Source organism: Paenibacillus sp. JNUCC 35 (assembly GCF_058269095.1).
The window spans coordinates 2,135,153-2,153,147 of sequence record NZ_CM177771.1 but is presented as its reverse complement, the minus strand read 5'-3'; the positions used below and the strand labels follow the sequence as shown (position 1 = coordinate 2,153,147).

The following is a 17,995-nucleotide window of genomic DNA, read 5'->3' as shown; positions in this document are numbered from 1 at the left end:
TTTTTCGTTTTATACACACGGACATCTTCTTCCATCTAATCAATTCCCTCCTAAAAGTCGCTTATCGAACCAATGGCATACGCATCGTCCGATTTCGTACTTATTGAACTTTATCGCTTGTTGTCGGCCCGGATAACTCCCTTTACGATGAAGTTGTGGCCCTAAAAAAAATCATTAGAGGAGTGATACCATGTTTAAGCAATATGTGGACAACGAACAATTTAACTTGCAGATTAACCGTTTTTTAAACGATTACTATCAGGACGATGAACGGGCTAACCAAGATTTGAAAGGCATGATTCCACGATTGGAGGATACGGAAAGCTGGTATGAAACCTGGCTGGAATATGCGGTCATGCGGGAAGCGCGGCAGGATTACGATCTTGCTTCGGCCTACTATCAAGCCGCCGAATTTTATCTGGCACCGTCAGACCCCAGGAAAGAGAACATGTACCGTAAATATCGCGAGACATTCTATAAAGGGTTTGACGACTTCGCTTACGAATCTTATCAAATCCCCTATGAACATGCCGCTCTTCCGGCGATTAAATTAGTGACACCGGGCGCAGATAAAACCTTGCTGGTATTCGGCGGCTATGATTCCTATATGGAGGAATTGGTGAAGATGATGAACTTCATCAGAGGGATTCCTTATCATCTTATTGTCTTTGACGGTCCCGGACAAGGCACTGCGTTAAAAAACGGGCTGAAATTCATTCATAACTGGGAGAAACCGGTTGCTGCCGTAATTGATTATTTTAATCTTGACCGTGTCAGCATTATGGGAGCTTCTTGGGGCGGTTACTTGGCGATGCGCGCCGCTGCTTTTGAAAAACGGATCGATAAAGTAATCGCCTTTAATATTTTCTACAGCGGCCTTGATGCGCTAAAAATCGGGATGCCGGATGAGATGTGGGATAAGCTGACTTCTCTTCTAGCCGCGAATGAAGCCGGACCATTCAATGCGATCATTGAAAAAATGATGGCCTCCAATATCGATTTGAACTGGAAAATCACAAAAGGCATGGAAAATACGGGAGAGACAACTCCGTTTGCTCTGATGAAAAATTTTGAGAAACATACCATGGCCGGAATCGGTCCGTTCATTAACCAGGATGTATTGCTGCTGGCCGGGGAGGACGATCAGTACGTTCCCATCGGCCGTCTGCCGCAAATCCAGCAGGAACTTTGTAATGCCGGTTCAATCACCACGAAAATTTTCACCAAGGCCACGGGAGGCGAGCAGCACTGTCAAGCAGGCCACCGCGAGTTGGCATTTAATGAAATGAAAAAATTTTTATAAAGTAGGCTTTATGTAACGAAAAGACACATTCACATCCGCCGGGCGGAACGTGCATGTGTCTTTTCGTTCTTTCGGCATCCGGGCGGAAGCCCCTTCCCTCCCCGCCTTCCGGTAAGTCAGCCGGCGTGTTCGCGCGTTCTTTCGGCTCCGGCGGATTGATCCAGCCCGCCTTCTTCTTCCAGCCAGCCGATAAACAAGGTGGCGAAGTGGGGGTCCCACTGCGTGCCCCTTCCTTCTTTCAAAATGGACAGCGCCTTCTCCGCGGACATGCCTTTACGGTAGGGGCGGTCCGAGGTCATCGCGTCATAAGCGTCGGCAATGGCAATTACCCGGCCGAAAAGCGGAATATCCAGGCCCTTGAGACCGTCCGGATAACCCCGGCCGTCAAATCGTTCGTGATGGGAACGGACTCCCGGCAGGAACGGAGCCATCAAGCTCTGCGGCTCAATCTGCCGCAGGATTCGTTCTCCCAGCGCGGGGTGCATCTGAATTTGGGCAAACTCGTCGTCCGTGAGCCTCCCCTCTTTTAACAGCACGGTGTCGCTGATTCCGATTTTGCCGATGTCATGCAGCAGCGCCGTTTTGCGCAGTTCCTCCAGGTCGTGTTCGGAGAACCCGGCCAGACTGCCGATCCGGACGGAATAACCCGCGACCCTTTCGGAGTGTCCAGCCGTGTACGCGTCTCTGGCATCCAGCGCGGCGGCCAGCGCGGCAAAATAGCCCGAAATCAGTTCGTGGTTGATCCGGTCCCGCTCCCGGAGTCCTTCCACCATGTGATTAAAGCCCGCCACCAGGCGCGAAAACTCATCGGGATAAAGATCCGGCGCATGAATAGCCAGATTCCCGGCCCGGACTTCTCCCATGACCTTATGGATCTGCCCGATGGGATGCTCGATATCCCGGGAAAGCAGCCAGGCGCCGAGCGAAGCGAACAGAATGCCCAGCAGGATAATCATCGCGTCCCAGTTCCAGTAATCCATCAGCAGGGACGTATCCTCGCGGACCAGACGAAGCTGAACGGTCAAATAATACAGGAAAAGCGGGAAGGTACCGATCATAAACGCGCTCCACTGGAACTTTTTCCGGATCGAAAACAACACTCTGCCGTCCAGAGACACCTCCACGCCGTGCAGGCGCAGGGCAAGATCGTGCGAATGCCGGATCGCCGGACGGATGGAATAGGCGGTCAAAAAAAATTCAATCATCGCATGCATGCACGCCACAAGCAGAGCGCCGAGCACGGCGAGCGTCAGGTCAAAATAACTGATCTCCAGCAGGCCCATACGGATCGCGCCCACGGCCAGCACGACGGCAGGCAGAACCATTCCGAACAAGTGCGGTCCGAAAATCCGTTTGACCGCCAGCACAGGAAGCTGGTGAAGACGTATATAAGCTTCCTTTATTTCGTCGAGAGCGGGACTATGTTTGAGAAAAACCGCACGGACCGGCCTCATCTGACGGGCAAATACGGTCAGTTCGGTCCCTATCATCACAAGGAGCGAAACGCCCAGGATAACCAGCATGACGGACATTTCGCGACTCGTCGCCCGCAGTGCGGAATAGATCAGAGCGCTGCCTACTCCCAGCACCGCAATGGCGGAGCCGATCAGGTAATTGCGGAGCAGAGCCAGCAGAAGCCGCCGGTATGTATATGTTCGCAAAATACGCCCCTCTCCAAATAAATGGAATGTTATTCCCTTTTTATTGTACATGATCTCTTTATTTTACGGCTGCACGCAAAAGGACTTGCTAAACTGGCGAATTTCACTCAAAAATTCCAAATAATTCTCTTCTTGAAAAACGAATATATGTTCGGTATTCTGAATATACTACATAAGAACATACGTTTCCATACCCAAGGAGTGAGACATCATGCAGCCGCCTTTGCAAACCCGTGACGATTCGATGCTCGTTAAGCGGTATGTGCTGCTTCCGGTTCTGTTAGACGTACTGGAAAAAAACATTTCGCTGCTGGAAAGCTCCGGCAAACTTCCCGAGCCGCTGATCGGCCATCTTCGCCTGATCCAAGATCGCGTCACGGCCGACATGGCTTTTTTGCGCAAGCAGTTCCGCCGACGGGGCATCCGGATTTACGAGGAAAGGCGCACGACAGATGGGTTGAACGTCGCTTACATATGCCGCGGGTATCACCACCGGTTTTCTTTGCTGTGGCGACTGATCCGCGCCGAAATCGTTACCGCACTGGAGGTGTACCTGGATCCTGCCGCCGGGCTGGACACCGAAAACAGCGGGCAGGCAAACATTACCGGTTGTTAACCGAATAAACGTTCGTGTATGGTTAATGATAGACGGGAACATAAGTTCCCTTTTTCAAATTCATTTTCTCATTCCGACAAAATGGCAGGTGTTACCGATGACCGCCTTCCCCGAGCAAGGCAAACGTGTAATCATGCTGGCGGACTGCCAGTCTTTTTACGCATCCGTGGAAAAAGCCGCCCATCCCCAATACCGCGATAAGCCTGTCGTCGTAGCTGGCGATCCCGCCCGCCGTTCCGGCATTATTCTGGCCGCCTGCCCCCTCGCTAAAGCGCACGGCGTCACAACGGCCGAAAGGCTGGGCGAAGCCCTCCGGAAATGTCCCGAGGCCGTAGTCATCCGCCCCCGCATGGAAGAGTACATTAAAGTCTCCATGCAGATTACGGCCATTCTTCAAACGTACACCGACCTCGTGGAGCCGTTCAGCATTGATGAGCAGTACCTTGATGTGACGGGGAGCCTGCATCTCTTCGGCACGCCCGTGGAAATCGCCAGAGATATCCAGCAAAAGGTGCTGCAGGAAACCGGTGTATGGACGCGGATCGGCATCAGCGAAAATAAAGTGCTCGCTAAAATGGCCTGCGACAATTTCGCCAAGAAAAATCGGGAGGGCATCTACGGGCTGCCCAAAAGCGAAATCGCCAATCTCTGGGAGCTGCCCGTCAGCAAAACGTATCTGATCGGCTCCCGGATGACCCGGCATCTTAATCGCATGGGCATCCTTACCGTCGGCGACTTGGCGAGAACCCCGCTGGCCCGTCTGCGCGCCCGCTGGGGAATCAACGGGGAAGTCATCTGGCGGGTAGCTAACGGCATCGATCCTTCTCCGGTAACCCCTCAGACTCACGAGGGACAGAAAGCCGTCGGCCATCAGATGACGCTGCCCCGCGACTATGCCACGGCCGAAGAAATCAAAGTCGTACTGCTCGAGCTCTCCGAGCTGGTATGCCAGCGCTGCCGGGCCAAAGGCTGTCAGGGCCAGGTGGTCTCCGTCGGCTGTCAGGGCGCGGATTACGACCATCCGAGCGGTTTTTACCGCCAGATGAAGCTGCCGGACCCGACGCAGCTCACCGATACGGTCTACGAAACGGCCCAGCTGCTGTTCCGCAAGCACTGGGACGGCCTCCCCGTACGCAAGGTCGGAGTCACGCTGGGAGACCTCGTTCCCGATGATCAGTACCAGCTGCTGATGTTCGGAGACGGGGAGCGCAAAATCGCTCTGGAGCGGGCAACCGATACGATTCGGCAGCGGTTCGGAAGCACCGCCATTATGCGTGCGGTTTCCGCTACTCCGGCCGGCCAGGCCAAAGACAGATCCCATAAGATCGGAGGGCATTACAAGTGAAATCTTCTTCGGCCGGTTCCAAGACGGGCAAGAAACTTCAGGGAAACGGCCTGTATGAATCGTCCCGCATGATGCTGCCCGAACACAAGGAAGCCTACCTGCGCCACCAGCGGGAACTGAACCGCCGGGCTCACCCGTCGCTGGAAGACGAAGAGCGCCAGCGCATAGGCAGTCTTCTGGCCCAGGCAAAGACAACGGGGCGGGTGCTTACCCTGACGGTATACGGTCCTTTTGAGGACGAGGAAATAACCGGGATCGTCCGGCGCATCGACCCTCTGAAACAGGAAATCCATCTTGAAGTGCCGGGAAATGTGCGCCGGCTCGCTTTTGACGATATTCTCAAAATCAGCGATTAAAAGTCCGGTTCCCGAGAACAAAGTAAAATCTGTAATAACTGCTCCGAATACTAGGATTAAAGCAAGGCTTTCGGACAAATCTGCGGCAAAAAATGAAAAAGCAAAAAAACCGTCTCTCTTCTTTATCGAAGAATAGACGGTTTTTTTGTAGATAGGCACGAAAAATAACGGAACCTTCCGTGTCTACTCATCTGCAGGAGCGGCCTGCTTTTTTTAACGGAACATTCCCCACAGCTTTAATAAGTGGAACGTGTTGTTGGGGTCGATTTTTTGGGCGATGACAAAATCAATCAGAGACGACGACTGTGCCTGGGTAAGCGGTTCGCCCAGCACTTTAGAAAACTGGGCGACGAAAGCGGCAACTTTCTGCCGGTTTTGCAGATCGTACTTCGTGACCCCTTCCAGCAGCCTTTTAATGCGTTCTTTAATTTCCGGGTTTTTCATTTTCCATTTCACGCGTTCGACCAGAGCCGGATCGATACCATATTGCTGATAGCTCACTTGAACACCTCCCCGTTATCCATCCCTGCTAACATATGTCGGCAGCGGCCCGGATGTGCCTAGATTTTGCGGATAGAAAAGCTTACAGCCCGTCCCCCAGCGGGATCGCACTCTCGTCTAAGTCTCATTCAGAAGGATGATTCACCGGTATTTCCGGCCCCGGTCACCAAACACAGGTCGCCTCTCGCAGCAAAGAAACGATTCGACTGCGGCAGGAACGGCGGTCAACCACATGTGATGCCGGGCCCCGACGCGCCGGGAGCATCACGCGGCACAAAAAAAACCGGCCGGCAGCGCCGGTCGGTTTTTGTCTGTCTAAGCCGTTCCTCAGTCCATAATATCCCCGTCGAAAATAAGCTCGCGCTGGAGAAAGTCACGAAGCGGAATATACTCCGCCGCCGTCCAGAACTCCTGCCGCGCTACAAGTTCGGCCGCATCGTCACGGGCCAGCTCCATCGTTTCGAAGTCGACCATCATGTCGGCGATCCGGAAGTCGGGCAGGCCGCTCTGCTTCGTGCCGAAGAAATCTCCGGGCCCGCGAAGCTCCAGATCCCGCCGGGCGATTTCGAAGCCGTCCGTCGTATCCGTCATCGCCTGCATCCGCTCCTTGCCGACTTCGGTTTTCGGATCGGCGATCAGGACGCAGAACGACTGGTGCTCCCCGCGTCCGACCCGGCCCCGCAGCTGATGCAGCTGCGACAAGCCGAACCGGTCCGCGTCGTATACGACCATGAGTGTCGCATTCGGCACGTCCACACCGACCTCGATGACCGTGGTGGATACGAGCGTGTGGATTTCGCCGTCCTTAAACCGGTGCATGATCTCGTCCTTCTCGGCTGCGGCCATCCGCCCGTGCAGCAGCCCGACCTTTAGATCGGGGAACGCCTGCTGAAGCTGGACGTGCACGTCTATCGCGTTCTGCACGTCCAGCTTCTCCGACTCCTCGATCAGCGGGCAGATCACGTAAGCCTGGCGGCCCGCATCCGCTTCCCGGCGGATAAAGCCGAGCACCCGGTCGAACATCTCGTGACGCACCCAATACGTTTTGATCGGTTTGCGCCCCTTCGGAAGCTCCCGGAGCGTCGAGACGTCAAGATCGCCGAACGCGGTAATCGCCAGCGTCCGGGGAATCGGCGTCGCCGTCATCGTCAGCACGTCGGGGTTCATCCCTTTGCGCCGCAGAATGCTTCGCTGGTTTACCCCGAACCGGTGCTGCTCGTCGGTGACGACAAGCCCCAGCTTGCGGAAGAAGACGTCTTCCTGGATGAGGGCATGCGTGCCGACCAGAATGTCGAGCATACCCATCTGCAGGGACGCGAGAAGCTCCCGCCGCTGGCGGGCGGTCGTGCTTCCGGTGAGCAGGGCGACCTGCAGCCCGTAGGGCTCGAACATGGCCGTCAGCGAGCGGTTATGCTGTTCGGCAAGGATCTCCGTCGGCACCATCAGAGCGCCCTGGCAGCCGGCCGTTACCGTCGCGTAGAGCGCCGCCGCGGCAACGACCGTCTTACCCGCTCCGACATCGCCCTGAAGCAGACGGTTCATCGTATAAGGTTCCTGCATGTCCTGCAGGATCTCCGCGATGACCTTCTTCTGCGAGGGCGTCAGCGTGAACGGCAGGCCGCGCACGAAGGCGCGCACCTTCGGGAGATCCACCTGCTGCGCGAGCCCGTCGGCGCGGTTACGCGTAATGGCCCGGAAGGCGTGCATTTTGAGCTGAAACAGGAACAGCTCCTCATACACCATCCGGCGCCGGGCCTCGTTCCCGTCCTCCGTCCCCTGGGGGCGGTGAATGATCTCCATGGCTCTTCTGCGGGGCAGCAAACGGTATTTACGCAGCAGTTCCGCCGGGATGATCTCGCTTACCATGGCGCTGTACTGAGTAAGAGCCTGAGCCGTCGCCTTGCGCATAAAATGCTGGGTAAGGGAGCCTCCAACGGAATAGACCGGCTGCAAAGTGCCGGTCTTGGAAGTTCCCCTATCGGGAAATTCGGAATCCGAAACCGTCATCTGATGACGGCGCTGGTCCCACTTGCCCGTCAGGACAATTTCACGTCCGGGAGCGAGCTGGTCTTTCAGGAACGGCCGGTTAAACCAGACGGCGGTAACAAAAAAGTGGTCAATGACCACTTTGCAGCTAAGCCTGTTTTTGCGGCCGTATCTTTGCAGGACAGGCTCGGACATGATCTTGCCCTGCACGGTAATTTTCTCTCCGTCTTTGACCTGGGTCAAATCGCGGATGGAGTAATCTTCGTAGCGGAACGGGTAATACTCGAGCAGATGAGCAACACGGGTAATGCCAAGAGCCTGCAGTTCTTCGGCCTTCTGTCCGCCGATTCCGCGGACTTCCGTAACCGGAATTTCGTTAAGTTCCATGTCAGGCCGGACTCACGAATGCAGCTACGGTTCCCGGTCCCGCATGGGTTCCGATAACCGGACCGATGGTGATATACTGCATGCTCTTGATCGTAAAATTCTGCTCGATAAGGCGGTACAGCTCTTCCGCCGCTTCCGTGTTGTTCGCGTGTGCCATGCTGATGTGAATGTCCCCGCCGGGAATGTCCCGCCGCATCATTTCGATGATCCGGGCCATCGCCTTCTTCTGCCCGCGTACTTTATCCACCGAAGCGATTTCTCCCTCGGGATCTACGGACAGAATCGGCTTAATGTTGAGCAAGGAACCGATCAAAGCGGACGCTTTGCCGATTCTGCCCCCTTTTTGCAAATATTCAAGCGTGTCGACGAGGAAGTAGATGACGAACGATTCGCGGATTTTCCGCACGATCTCCACGCATTCTTCCAGACTTTTGCCTTCCCGGGCCGCTTCTGCGGCGGCCACGACAAGGGCGCCGATTCCGTAACACGCCGTTTTGGAATCAATTACTTGTACGCGGTCTTCCTCATCCAGCATCGACTTGGCCAGCAGGGCGGACTGGTACGTTCCGCTCATGGCCGACGACAGATGGATGGACAGAATTGTGACCTCGGGATCTTCGGCCAGCAGTTTCTCATAGAGCGCAAGAAATTCCGCGGGCGAAGGCTGAGAGGTTGTCGGCATGCTGTGAGCGGCGACCAGCTTGTGATAAAACTGCTCCGCATCCAGGGTAACCGCATCCAGATAAGTTTCTCCGTCGAGGTGGATTTTGAGCGGAACCATTTCAATACCGAGTTTTTCACGGGTAGCTTTCGGAATATCCGACGTGCTGTCCGTTACAATACGAACACGGCTCATATGCAAACCCCTCTCTTACTCTACGGAAAATATATAGGCGTACAGCGGCTGTCCGCCCGGATGAAGCTCGATCTCCACATTCGGATACTGGGCTTCGATATAAGCGGTAAGCTGCTCCGTCTGCTCGTCGCCGGCATCCTCGCCCGTCAGGATCGTCACAATCTCGGCTTCGCGGATCATATGATCCAGAAGCTTCCGGCTCGCTTCGACAAGCTCCGGTTCGGATACGACGATTTTGCCGTCCTCAATGCCGATAAAATGGCCCTCTTTGATTTCGATGCCGTCGATGGACGTATCGCGAACCGCAAAGGTAACCTGACCGGAACGAACGCCTCGAATCGCTTCATTCATGGATTGTTCGTTGACGTCGGCGCCTGCTTTTTCCTGGAATGCCAGAATGGAGGCCAAGCCCTGCGGAATCGACTTCGTCGGGATGACGATAATCCGCTTGTCATCCACAAGATCCTGCGCCTGCTTCGCGGCCATGATGATATTGGAGTTATTGGGCAGAATAAACACGGTTTCCGCATCGATCTGCTCAATCGCCTTCACAACGTCTTCCGTGCTCGGGTTCATCGTCTGTCCGCCGGACAAAACGACATCCACGCCTACGCTTGTGAAAATCTCCGTAATTCCCTGGCCCAGAGCCACGGCCACGAATCCGTACGGCTTGAGTTCTTTGGCGGCCGGCACCACCGAGCGCTGCGCTTCCTCTTCGGCGGCACGCTCGTAAACCTCAGCCGCTTCTTCCAGGATATGCGAATGCTGATCGCGCATGTTCTCGATTTTGATCCGGGTCAGATCTCCGTATTCCATGGCCATATTCATCACTTGTCCGGGATATTCCGCATGAATATGAACTTTGACAAGCTCATCGTCCGCCACGACAAGCAGCGAATCCCCATGCTTTCCGAGCTGGCTGCGGAAATTAATTTCGTTGAATTCGAGGCCTTTCGTCTTGCCGGGAACGACCTTCAGCAAAAACTCGGTACAGTAGCCGAATTCGATGTCATCCGTAGACATATGAAGCTGCGCGGGACCCGTGCGGTCCATGTGATGGGCCTCGGGAGCGAGCTGGAGCGTTGCAATGTCCTTGTCCTTGGCGGTCTGTCCCAGTACGGGCGCATCCGCTACGATAAAGGAGGACGTATCCTCCTGGGGCTCGCCGTTCAGCGCGGAAACGAACCCTTCGTAAATACAGACCAGGCCCTGTCCGCCCGCGTCGACTACACCTACCTGTTTGAGGACAGGAAGCATGTCCGGCGTTTTGGACAAGGTTTCGCTCGCCTGCTTCAGCACCTCTTCCACGAGCTCCGTGACGTCCGCACAGCGTCTTGCCGAGGCGACGGCATGCTTCGCCGCCTCCTTGGAAACGGTCAGTACGGTGCCTTCCACGGGTTTGACGACCGCTTTATATGCGGTGTCCACGCCCTGCTGCAGAGCCGCGGCAAACTGCTGCACATCGATCGCTTCCATATCATGCGTATACTTGGCGAAGCCTCGGAAAAGCTGGGACAGAATCACGCCGGAGTTGCCCCGTGCGCCCATCAGCAATCCCTTGGACAAAGCTTCCGCCGCTTTGCCGATATGTGCGGACGGCTTGCGTTTCAGTTCCTCTACGCCCGACGTAAGCGTCAGGTTCATATTCGTTCCGGTATCTCCGTCAGGGACCGGGAAAACGTTCAAACCGTTCACCCTGTCCACATTTCTGCGAAGGTTGTCAGCTCCAGCAAACACCATCTGCATAAAATCATTTCCATTTATTGTGCTAAAGCGCTTACTCAATGGTATTCTCCTTCCTGATTACCGGGATACCCTAACCCCTTGAACGAATATGTGAACTTCATCTACATGCAGGCCCACTACTTCATTTAATACATACTTCACTTTGGTCTGGACGTTGTGCGCCACCACGGATATTTTGGTTCCGTAACTTACAATAATGTATAGATCAATCTCTACGCGGTCCTGTTCGCGGCGCACTTCCACACCCCGTCCCAGATTATCCCGTCCGAGCAATTCTGCAATGCCATCTTTTAATTGTTTGCGCGAAGCCATACCAACCAGACCGTAACAATCCAATGCGGCGGAACCCGCAAGTACGGCGATCACTTCATCGGTTACATGAATTTTACCTAATTCGTTGCTTACCTCGATTGGCATGAAAATACCAACTCCTTCAAAAAGGGTCAATAGGACTAATCCTCATTGTACTATAACCTATGGAATAAATAAATGACAAAAATGGCGCCTATTCGTTGACTATCTCTTTTTCGCTGTGCTATTATATTTAAGTGTGTTTATTGAATGCGGTAGAACGAAGCAAACCGATGCCCTGAACTTAAACAGGCCGACGAGCCACATGCTAACAAAAGCTGCCTTGCTGTGTGTTAGGTTTAGGCTTGCCATGCTGGCAGTTTCGTATACTTATAAGGAGGTGTCATTCATGTCTCGCAAATGCTATATTACTGGCAAATCCCCGAAGTCCGGAAACCATGTTTCCCACGCGAACAACAAAAACAAGCGTACATGGGGCGTTAACGTACAAAAAGTACGCATCCTGGTGGACGGCAAACCGAAGCGCGTTTACGTCAGCACCCGTGCCCTGAAATCCGGCAAAGTGGAACGCGTATAACGATCGCTTTAGCGAAAGACAAAAAGCACCGTAACGGGTGCTTTTTTTCGTGCCTTTTTACAGGCGCAACGGCTGCAGCTATTAATTTTTGCTGAACGTGTTCAGTACGGCCTTGACAAAACCGCCCAAAAATTTCGGCAGCTTGACTGTGTAGAATTTCATCCTCTACCCCTCCTTCATGATCGCCGGCAAACCGCTCTCATCGATTCCAGTATATTCGCACATGCCCGAAAATGTGCTTGCCCCCGAAAACGAATACGCGGCTTTCACTCCCCTGCTGCGTGGGCATCCTGGCATCCTTTTATCCCATAAAAAAAAGGTTACAAGAATGCTTAAATTCTCGTAACCAAGTGTATGCCCCCGCCGGGGGATTTATGACACGTCCGTTCTGCAGCGGCCGCCGGATAAATGCGGCGGGCTTTAATTTCCCGCGGATTCGCGGATCAGGCGGATCGCTTCCGCGCGATCGGGCCGGCCGAACACCGCATTGCCGGCAACCGCCATGGTGGCGCCTGCCTCAGCGACCAGCGGCGCGGTCTTTTCGTTGATTCCGCCGTCCACTTCGATCTCCACGTGGTCCAGTCCACGTTCCCGTAGCTTGCCGCGAAGGCCGCGGATTTTGGAAAGCATGCCCGGTATAAACGACTGCCCTCCGAAGCCCGGGTTAACGGTCATGATGAGGACCAGGTCCAGATACTCTTCCAGCACATGTTCGATAGCGGACAAAGGAGTGGCGGGATTCAGGACGACTCCGGCCTTGACCCCGTGCTCCTTGATCTGATGAAGCGTGCGGTGAAGGTGAGGACACGTCTCCACATGCACGGAGATCAAATCTGCGCCCGCTTTGGCGAAGTCTGCGATATATCTTTCGGGCTGCTCGATCATCAGGTGTACATCGAGCGTCAGGGACGTATGAGGCCGGATCGCGGATACGATAGGAGGGCCCAGCGTGATATTCGGCACGAAGTGACCGTCCATGACGTCGACATGTATCCAGTCGGCGCCCGCTTTCTCAACCTCGCGAATTTCTTCGCCAAGCTTGGCGAAGTCGGCGGACAGAATGGATGGAGCTATGCGCAGCATCTTAGTACCTCCTCTTTTTCTCTTTCATTTCCTGCAAAAACTGCAAATAATGCTCGTAACGGCTTGCGGCGATTTCCCCCTGCTCCACGGCGTCGCGGACTTTGCAGCCCGGTTCGTGAAGATGCAGGCAGCCCCGGAACTTGCACATTTCGGCATAAGACTGGAATTCGCGGAAGCAGGACCCGAGGTCTGCGGCTTCCAGTTCGACAAAGTCAAGCTGACTAAAGCCCGGCGTGTCCGCGACATATCCGCCCTTGGCGAGCGGAATCAATTCCACATGCCGCGTCGTATGCTTTCCTCGGCCCAGCCGGTGGCTGATCTCGTTGGTCTGAAGATCCAGACCCGCTACGATCGCATTCAGCATGGACGACTTGCCGACCCCGGACTGCCCGGCGAATACGCTGATTTTGCCGTCCAGGTATTCCGCAACCTGGTCGACGCCTTCCCCCTGCCGCGAGCTCGTCAGCATGACGGGGTAACCGATCTTGCGGTACAGCTCGACCGCGTCGGTAAGCCAGCCGGGCATGGGCGAGGCGACAAGGCCGCCGGAAGCGGATGAAGCCGTTATTTGGACAGCTTCGCCCTCTTCCGCACTTTCAGCGGCACTCTCTTCGGAAGAGTCATTCGCAAGATCAACCAGATCCGCTTTGGTCAGGCAAATAGCCGCATGCAGTCCCGTATTCTCGATGTGGACGAGAAACTTATCCAGCAGCTGCAGGTTAAGATCCGGCTCCACAACCGAGAAGACGAGCATGGCCGTGTCCACGTTCGCGATGGGCGGGCGAATCATTTCGGATGTCCGCGGGTCGATCTCCGTCACCGTTCCTTCGCCGTTCTCCGTCGCTTCGTACTTTATCCGGTCTCCGACCAGCGGTGAAATCCCTCTTTTCTTGAAAACGCCTCTGGCCCTGCACTGCACGAGAGAATCGGAGCCGAGCCGACTTCCCTCCGGTAGGACATAGTAGTACCCGCTGAGCGCTTTTACGATCAAACCTTGGGGCATTGCGGATCTCGTCCTCCTTTTCGAATCCAGATGTCGGTTCTAGTCATCTTTATCTTTGTTTTTATCCTTGTCTTTGTCCTTCTCCTTGCCTTTACCCTTCTCTTCTCCGCCGCCGGAAACAAGCTTAGAGCCTCCGTTCTGCTGCATCGAAGTCTGTCCTCCGGTCTGCTGAGGAGTCGGTGTAGGGGAGGGACTGCCGGCCTGCTGGTTCAAGAAATCCTGGTAAGTCCGCGTCGTCACATTGACGACCTTGTCGTCTTCCTTGACGGTGATGACGGCGTTTTTGTCCGGCGCCACGATCACTTTAACATCGACTGCCGACGGCGAGGAGATGGTCTCGGTCCGGTATTCGCGGTTGTCGCCCTGGGCGTCGCTCACAAGCACCTTGAACGTGGATTTCTTTCCTTCCGACGAAGGAACCAGCGGCACGTTGACAACCATCTGCCCCGCTTCCTGCGGCATGCCGGAGCTTACGATCAAGCCGATGGCCTGGCCTACGGGAACGTCGTTATCCGGCTCGTAAGGGAACTGCTTGATGACTTTGCCTTTAGCCACTTTATAGCTGGGCTCTTCGGTGACGGCTCCCACCTTTAACTTGCTGACGCTAATCCGGCTGATGGCTTCTTCCTTCGACAGACCGACAAGTGCCGGCATTTTGATCGTTTCTTTGCCTTTGCTTGCGATCAGCTTGACTGCGGCCGCGGCCGGATTCAGGTCCTCGCCTTCGCGCGGGGTCTGCTCCAGAACCGTATTCGCTTCCTGGTTTTCGGAGTACCGGTACGTAATCGAGATCTGATCCTCCTTGAGACCGAGCCCCTGGATCAGTTGAGCCTTGGCGTCATCCACGTTGTGATTGACCACCGAAATCATTTTCTTTAATTCAGGCCCTTTGCTGACCTTGAGTTTGACTTTCGTCTGCTCTTTGGCTTTCATCCCCGCCTGCGGATTCTGGTCGATAACGATTCCCGCAGGCTGCGGGTCGGCGACCTCTTCCACTTCGTAACCGAGCTTGGCGGCGGTCAGCTTTTCCTGGGCCTTCTGCAGCGTATCCGTTTTGACGTTAGGGACCGGAACCTCGGCAACGACTACTTTCCCCTGCACGTAATAAATAGCGCCGGCCAGCAGCAGAGCGATCAGGACGAGTATCGTGACCCACAGGCCTGTCTTTTTCTTTTTCTTCGGGGGCGGGGACGATTTGGATGCGGCGGGCTCCGTTTTGCCCTTGACCGCCGATTCCTCCGCATCATCCTCGTCATCGAATATTTGCACCTGCTGATTAGGACGGATGGCGGGGAGAACGAGCGTGTTCTCGTCATCGTCATGATCGTCGTGATGAAAGCTTATTTTAGGTTCGTTGCGGCGTTCGGGCTGCAGACAGGTTTCCAGATCCTCCATCATGGCGCGGGCGGATTGGTACCGCTCATCGGGCTTTTTGCGCACCGCTTTGAGAATGATATTCTCCAGACTTTGCGGTATCATCGGATTAATCCGCCTCGGATCCTCAGCGTCTTCCTGCAAATGTTTCAAAGCCACACTGATCGGGCTCTCGCCGTGAAACGGAAGCTCGCCCGTCAGCATTTGATACATCACGATCCCAAGCGAATACAGATCCGATTTTTCTCCCGTATTGGTTCCTTTCGCATGCTCCGGCGAGAAATAGTGAACCGAGCCGACGACGGAACCCGTCTGTGTGATCGTAGAAGAAGTAGCCGCGCGGGCGATTCCGAAATCCGTCACTTTAACGCGGCCGTTTTTTCCGATCAGAATATTATGAGGTTTAATGTCCCGATGAATAATTCCGTTATGATGCGCATGCTCCAGAGCATCGCAGATTTGGGCCGCATAGTGAACGGCTTCCTCGACAGGTAGCGGGGCCCGCTCTTTGATAATTTCGTTCAGCGTCTTCCCCTCGATATATTCCATCACGATGTAATGGAGATCGCCCTCCTGGCCCACGTCGTAAATGCTGACCACGTTAGGATGGGAAAGCGAAGCCGCCGCCTGGGCTTCCCGGCGGAAACGGCGGATGAACTCTTCGTCATTCACGTACTGCTGGCGGAGCATTTTGACGGCCACCTTGCGGTGGAGCAGGATATCGAGCCCTTTGTAAACAAGGGCCATTCCTCCGCCGCCAATGCGTTCCAGAATTTCGTAGCGGCCACCAAGCTTCGTTCCAATCATGCGGGATCCCCTCCCGAAGCGGGCCCTGAGTCTCCCGATGCAAGAATGATCGTGATGTTGTCGTCTCCGCCCGCATCCAGAGCAGCCTGAAGCAGGCTTTGAGCCATGGCTTCCAATTCGGATTCCCCGCGCACGATCGACAGGATCGTCTGGTCGTCGACCATTCCGCTCAGTCCGTCGCTGCAAAGAAGGAGAATATCTCCGCTCTCCAGGCTCAGATGCTGAACGTCTGGCTGCGCATCCGGTTCCGTCCCCAGCGCCCTGGTAAGTACGTTACGGCGCGGATGGCGCTCCGCTTCGTCCGGTGTCAGCTGGCCGTTCTTCAAAAGTTCGTTCACCAGAGAATGATCCTCCGTCAAACGGAGAATAGAGGGCCCGCTTATTTTATAAGCGCGGCTGTCACCGATATGCCCCAGGATGGCCAGCTGTCCGGATGCCAGGAGAACGACGACGGTCGTGCCCATCCCCTGAAGCTCCTCCCTGGCGGAGGCATATTCGAACACCTTGCGGTTGGTCGAACGGATCGCTTCCTTCACGGCAAGCTTGCACTCTTCGACCGTCATCGAGGAACTCAGGGATTTGAGTTCTTCCCGGATGATATCGATGGTCATCTGGCTGGCGACGTCGCCCGCCTGATGACCGCCCATTCCGTCGGCCACAATGGCCAGGGAATACCCTCCGACGTCATGCTGAATAACGGCTCTGTCTTCATTTACGGACCGGACTCGGCCGGTATCTGTCACACTCACCATTTTCATCCGCATTTCACTCCGTTATTTCGCTTCCATATGCTTGGCCCGCAGTTGTCCGCAGGCGGCGGCAATGTCGCTGCCCTGCTCACGGCGTATGGTTGCGTTGATTTTGTTGCGTTCCAGAATGCGCTGGAAGTTAAAAATATCGTCGCGCGTCGTCCGTACGTAATCCCGCTCCTGCACGTAATTGACCGGAATCAGGTTAACGTGGCACATCGGCAGTTCCTTCAGAACTTCGGCGAGTTCCTCGGCATGCTCGGCCTGGTCGTTTACGTTGCCCATCAGAGCGTACTCGAACGTGATGCGGCGGCCCGTTTTGGCCATGTAATATTTGCACGACTCGATCAGATCGGCGAACGGGAACCGGCGGTTAACCGGCATTAACTTGGAACGGAGCGCATCATTGGGCGCATGGATGGAAATCGCCAAATTGATCTGCGTATCCTCGTCCGCAAATCGGTAAATGTTCGGCACGATACCGCTGGTCGAAACGGTGATGTGGCGCTGGCCGATATTCAGACCCTTCGGATGAATCATAATGTTTAAAAACTTCATCATCGCATCGTAGTTCTCGAATGGTTCGCCGATTCCCATGATGACGATGGAGCTTACGCGTTCTCCGGTCGCATCGAGGAGCTGCTGCGCTTTGACAATCTGGGCGACGATTTCGCCCGCGCGCAAATCACGCTTCAATCCGCCGAGTGTGGAGGCGCAGAACGTGCAGCCGATCCGGCAGCCGACCTGAGTCGTCACACATACACTGTTGCCGTAGCTGTGCTTCATGATCACGGTCTCGATCGCGTTTTTGTCCGCCAGCTCGAACAGGAACTTCACCGTTCCGTCCTTCGACTGCTGCTTGGCGATTTCGGTCAGCGTGACGAAGGAAAAGCCGGCCTTCAATTTATCGCGAAGCGCCTTCGACAAATTCGTCATCTCCTCGAAGTCCGTGACACGTTTCACATACAGCCAATCGAAAATCTGTCCGGCACGGAAGGCCGGCTCTTTGTTCTCCTCGGTCCACTGCTTCCAGTCTTCCAGACTGTAGTCGTACACAAAGGGTTTATCTACTTGCAGCGTTTTATTTTTCACAGTAATCACACCTAACTTATTTTCCAAATAAAAAAATGGGTTATCCAGCCGAATCCTTCCTATTTTAGCATAAAAGACGGCTGAACACACTAGAGCTCGGCGCGCGAGTCCAGTGTCGCTTGTAGGCAGCGGAAGAAGCTGCCCCCGCCTAGCGTGCGAAGCTGCAGCCGGAGCGTTTAGCGGGTTCATCCGGCTGCTCGATGCAAAATCGCCAAACGGATGAACCGGACGGCAGAGGGAG

Annotated in this window: 17 protein-coding genes; 5 read left to right on the top strand and 12 right to left on the bottom strand. The window is 54.9% G+C overall.

All coding sequences use genetic code 11. The features are described from left to right. The first annotated feature begins 190 nt into the window (after positions 1–190). Positions 191–1,303, top strand: coding sequence for an alpha/beta fold hydrolase (locus AC2TF6_RS09885; RefSeq protein WP_491310869.1), 1,113 nt, complete (start codon positions 191–193; stop codon positions 1,301–1,303). A 116-nt stretch (positions 1,304–1,419) separates the two neighbouring features. On the opposite strand, the gene AC2TF6_RS09880 is transcribed toward AC2TF6_RS09885, so the two are convergent. Then, positions 1,420–2,964, bottom strand: coding sequence for an HD domain-containing phosphohydrolase (locus tag AC2TF6_RS09880; RefSeq protein ID WP_491310868.1), 1,545 nt, complete (start codon positions 2,962–2,964; stop codon positions 1,420–1,422). A gap of 211 nt (positions 2,965–3,175) precedes the next feature. Here AC2TF6_RS09880 and AC2TF6_RS09875 point away from each other — a divergent pair, with 211 nt between their 5' ends. From AC2TF6_RS09875 to AC2TF6_RS09865, 3 genes are all read left to right on the top strand, one after another. Continuing rightward, positions 3,176–3,580 carry a YhjD family protein gene (locus AC2TF6_RS09875; RefSeq protein WP_491310867.1) on the top strand — a complete coding sequence of 135 codons (405 nt, stop codon included), beginning with the start codon at positions 3,176–3,178 and terminating at the stop codon, positions 3,578–3,580. Positions 3,581–3,677: 97 nt separating this feature from the next. Then, a complete protein-coding gene (locus tag AC2TF6_RS09870) occupies positions 3,678–4,925 on the top strand; it encodes a DNA polymerase IV (RefSeq protein WP_491310866.1) in 1,248 nt (415 codons plus the stop codon). Then, positions 4,922–5,281 (top strand): YolD-like family protein, encoded by a 360-nt coding sequence (locus AC2TF6_RS09865; protein WP_491310865.1) that lies wholly within the window; start codon positions 4,922–4,924, stop codon positions 5,279–5,281. Before AC2TF6_RS09870 ends, AC2TF6_RS09865 begins: the two co-directional genes overlap by 4 nt. Before the next feature lie 213 nt (positions 5,282–5,494). Here AC2TF6_RS09865 and AC2TF6_RS09860 read toward each other — a convergent pair whose 3' ends face one another. The 5 genes from AC2TF6_RS09860 to AC2TF6_RS09840 form a co-directional block, all read right to left on the bottom strand. Then, positions 5,495–5,782 (bottom strand): stage VI sporulation protein F, encoded by a 288-nt coding sequence (locus tag AC2TF6_RS09860; protein ID WP_042232734.1) that lies wholly within the window; start codon positions 5,780–5,782, stop codon positions 5,495–5,497. A gap of 327 nt (positions 5,783–6,109) precedes the next feature. Next, positions 6,110–8,155 (bottom strand): ATP-dependent DNA helicase RecG, encoded by a 2,046-nt coding sequence (gene recG, locus AC2TF6_RS09855; RefSeq protein ID WP_491310864.1) that lies wholly within the window; start codon positions 8,153–8,155, stop codon positions 6,110–6,112. Between the two features lies 1 nt (position 8,156). After that, positions 8,157–9,011, bottom strand: a complete 855-nt coding sequence (locus AC2TF6_RS09850) for a DegV family protein (RefSeq protein WP_218228482.1) — start codon at positions 9,009–9,011, stop codon at positions 8,157–8,159. A 15-nt stretch (positions 9,012–9,026) separates the two neighbouring features. Next, positions 9,027–10,796: a DAK2 domain-containing protein gene (locus AC2TF6_RS09845; RefSeq protein ID WP_491310863.1), complete on the bottom strand. Its 1,770-nt coding sequence runs from the start codon at positions 10,794–10,796 to the stop codon at positions 9,027–9,029. An 18-nt stretch (positions 10,797–10,814) separates the two neighbouring features. After that, entirely contained in the window at positions 10,815–11,174 is a 360-nt protein-coding gene (locus AC2TF6_RS09840) for an Asp23/Gls24 family envelope stress response protein (protein WP_009672588.1), read from the bottom strand. A 283-nt stretch (positions 11,175–11,457) separates the two neighbouring features. On the opposite strand from AC2TF6_RS09840, the gene rpmB reads away from it, so the two are divergent. Next, a complete protein-coding gene (rpmB, locus tag AC2TF6_RS09835; RefSeq protein WP_009672666.1) occupies positions 11,458–11,646 on the top strand; it encodes a 50S ribosomal protein L28 in 189 nt (62 codons plus the stop codon). Between the two features lie 81 nt (positions 11,647–11,727). Here the strand turns inward: rpmB and spoVM are convergent, their stop codons facing one another. From spoVM to rlmN, 6 genes are all read right to left on the bottom strand, one after another. Beyond that, entirely contained in the window at positions 11,728–11,808 is an 81-nt protein-coding gene (gene spoVM / locus AC2TF6_RS09830) for a stage V sporulation protein SpoVM (protein WP_036739476.1), read from the bottom strand. Between the two features lie 258 nt (positions 11,809–12,066). Beyond that, positions 12,067–12,729: a ribulose-phosphate 3-epimerase gene (rpe, locus tag AC2TF6_RS09825; RefSeq protein WP_454233285.1), complete on the bottom strand. Its 663-nt coding sequence runs from the start codon at positions 12,727–12,729 to the stop codon at positions 12,067–12,069. A gap of 1 nt (position 12,730) precedes the next feature. Then, positions 12,731–13,732, bottom strand: coding sequence for a ribosome small subunit-dependent GTPase A (gene rsgA / locus AC2TF6_RS09820; protein WP_491310862.1), 1,002 nt, complete (start codon positions 13,730–13,732; stop codon positions 12,731–12,733). 39 nt (positions 13,733–13,771) lie between these two features. Further along, positions 13,772–15,913, bottom strand: coding sequence for a Stk1 family PASTA domain-containing Ser/Thr kinase (pknB, locus tag AC2TF6_RS09815; RefSeq protein WP_491310861.1), 2,142 nt, complete (start codon positions 15,911–15,913; stop codon positions 13,772–13,774). Continuing rightward, positions 15,910–16,671, bottom strand: a complete 762-nt coding sequence (locus AC2TF6_RS09810) for a Stp1/IreP family PP2C-type Ser/Thr phosphatase (protein ID WP_326053632.1) — start codon at positions 16,669–16,671, stop codon at positions 15,910–15,912. The genes pknB and AC2TF6_RS09810 overlap by 4 nt, the downstream gene beginning before the upstream one ends. Before the next feature lie 15 nt (positions 16,672–16,686). Continuing rightward, a complete protein-coding gene (rlmN, locus tag AC2TF6_RS09805) occupies positions 16,687–17,754 on the bottom strand; it encodes a dual-specificity RNA methyltransferase RlmN (protein ID WP_009672584.1) in 1,068 nt (355 codons plus the stop codon). Between the last annotated feature and the right edge of the window lie 241 nt (positions 17,755–17,995).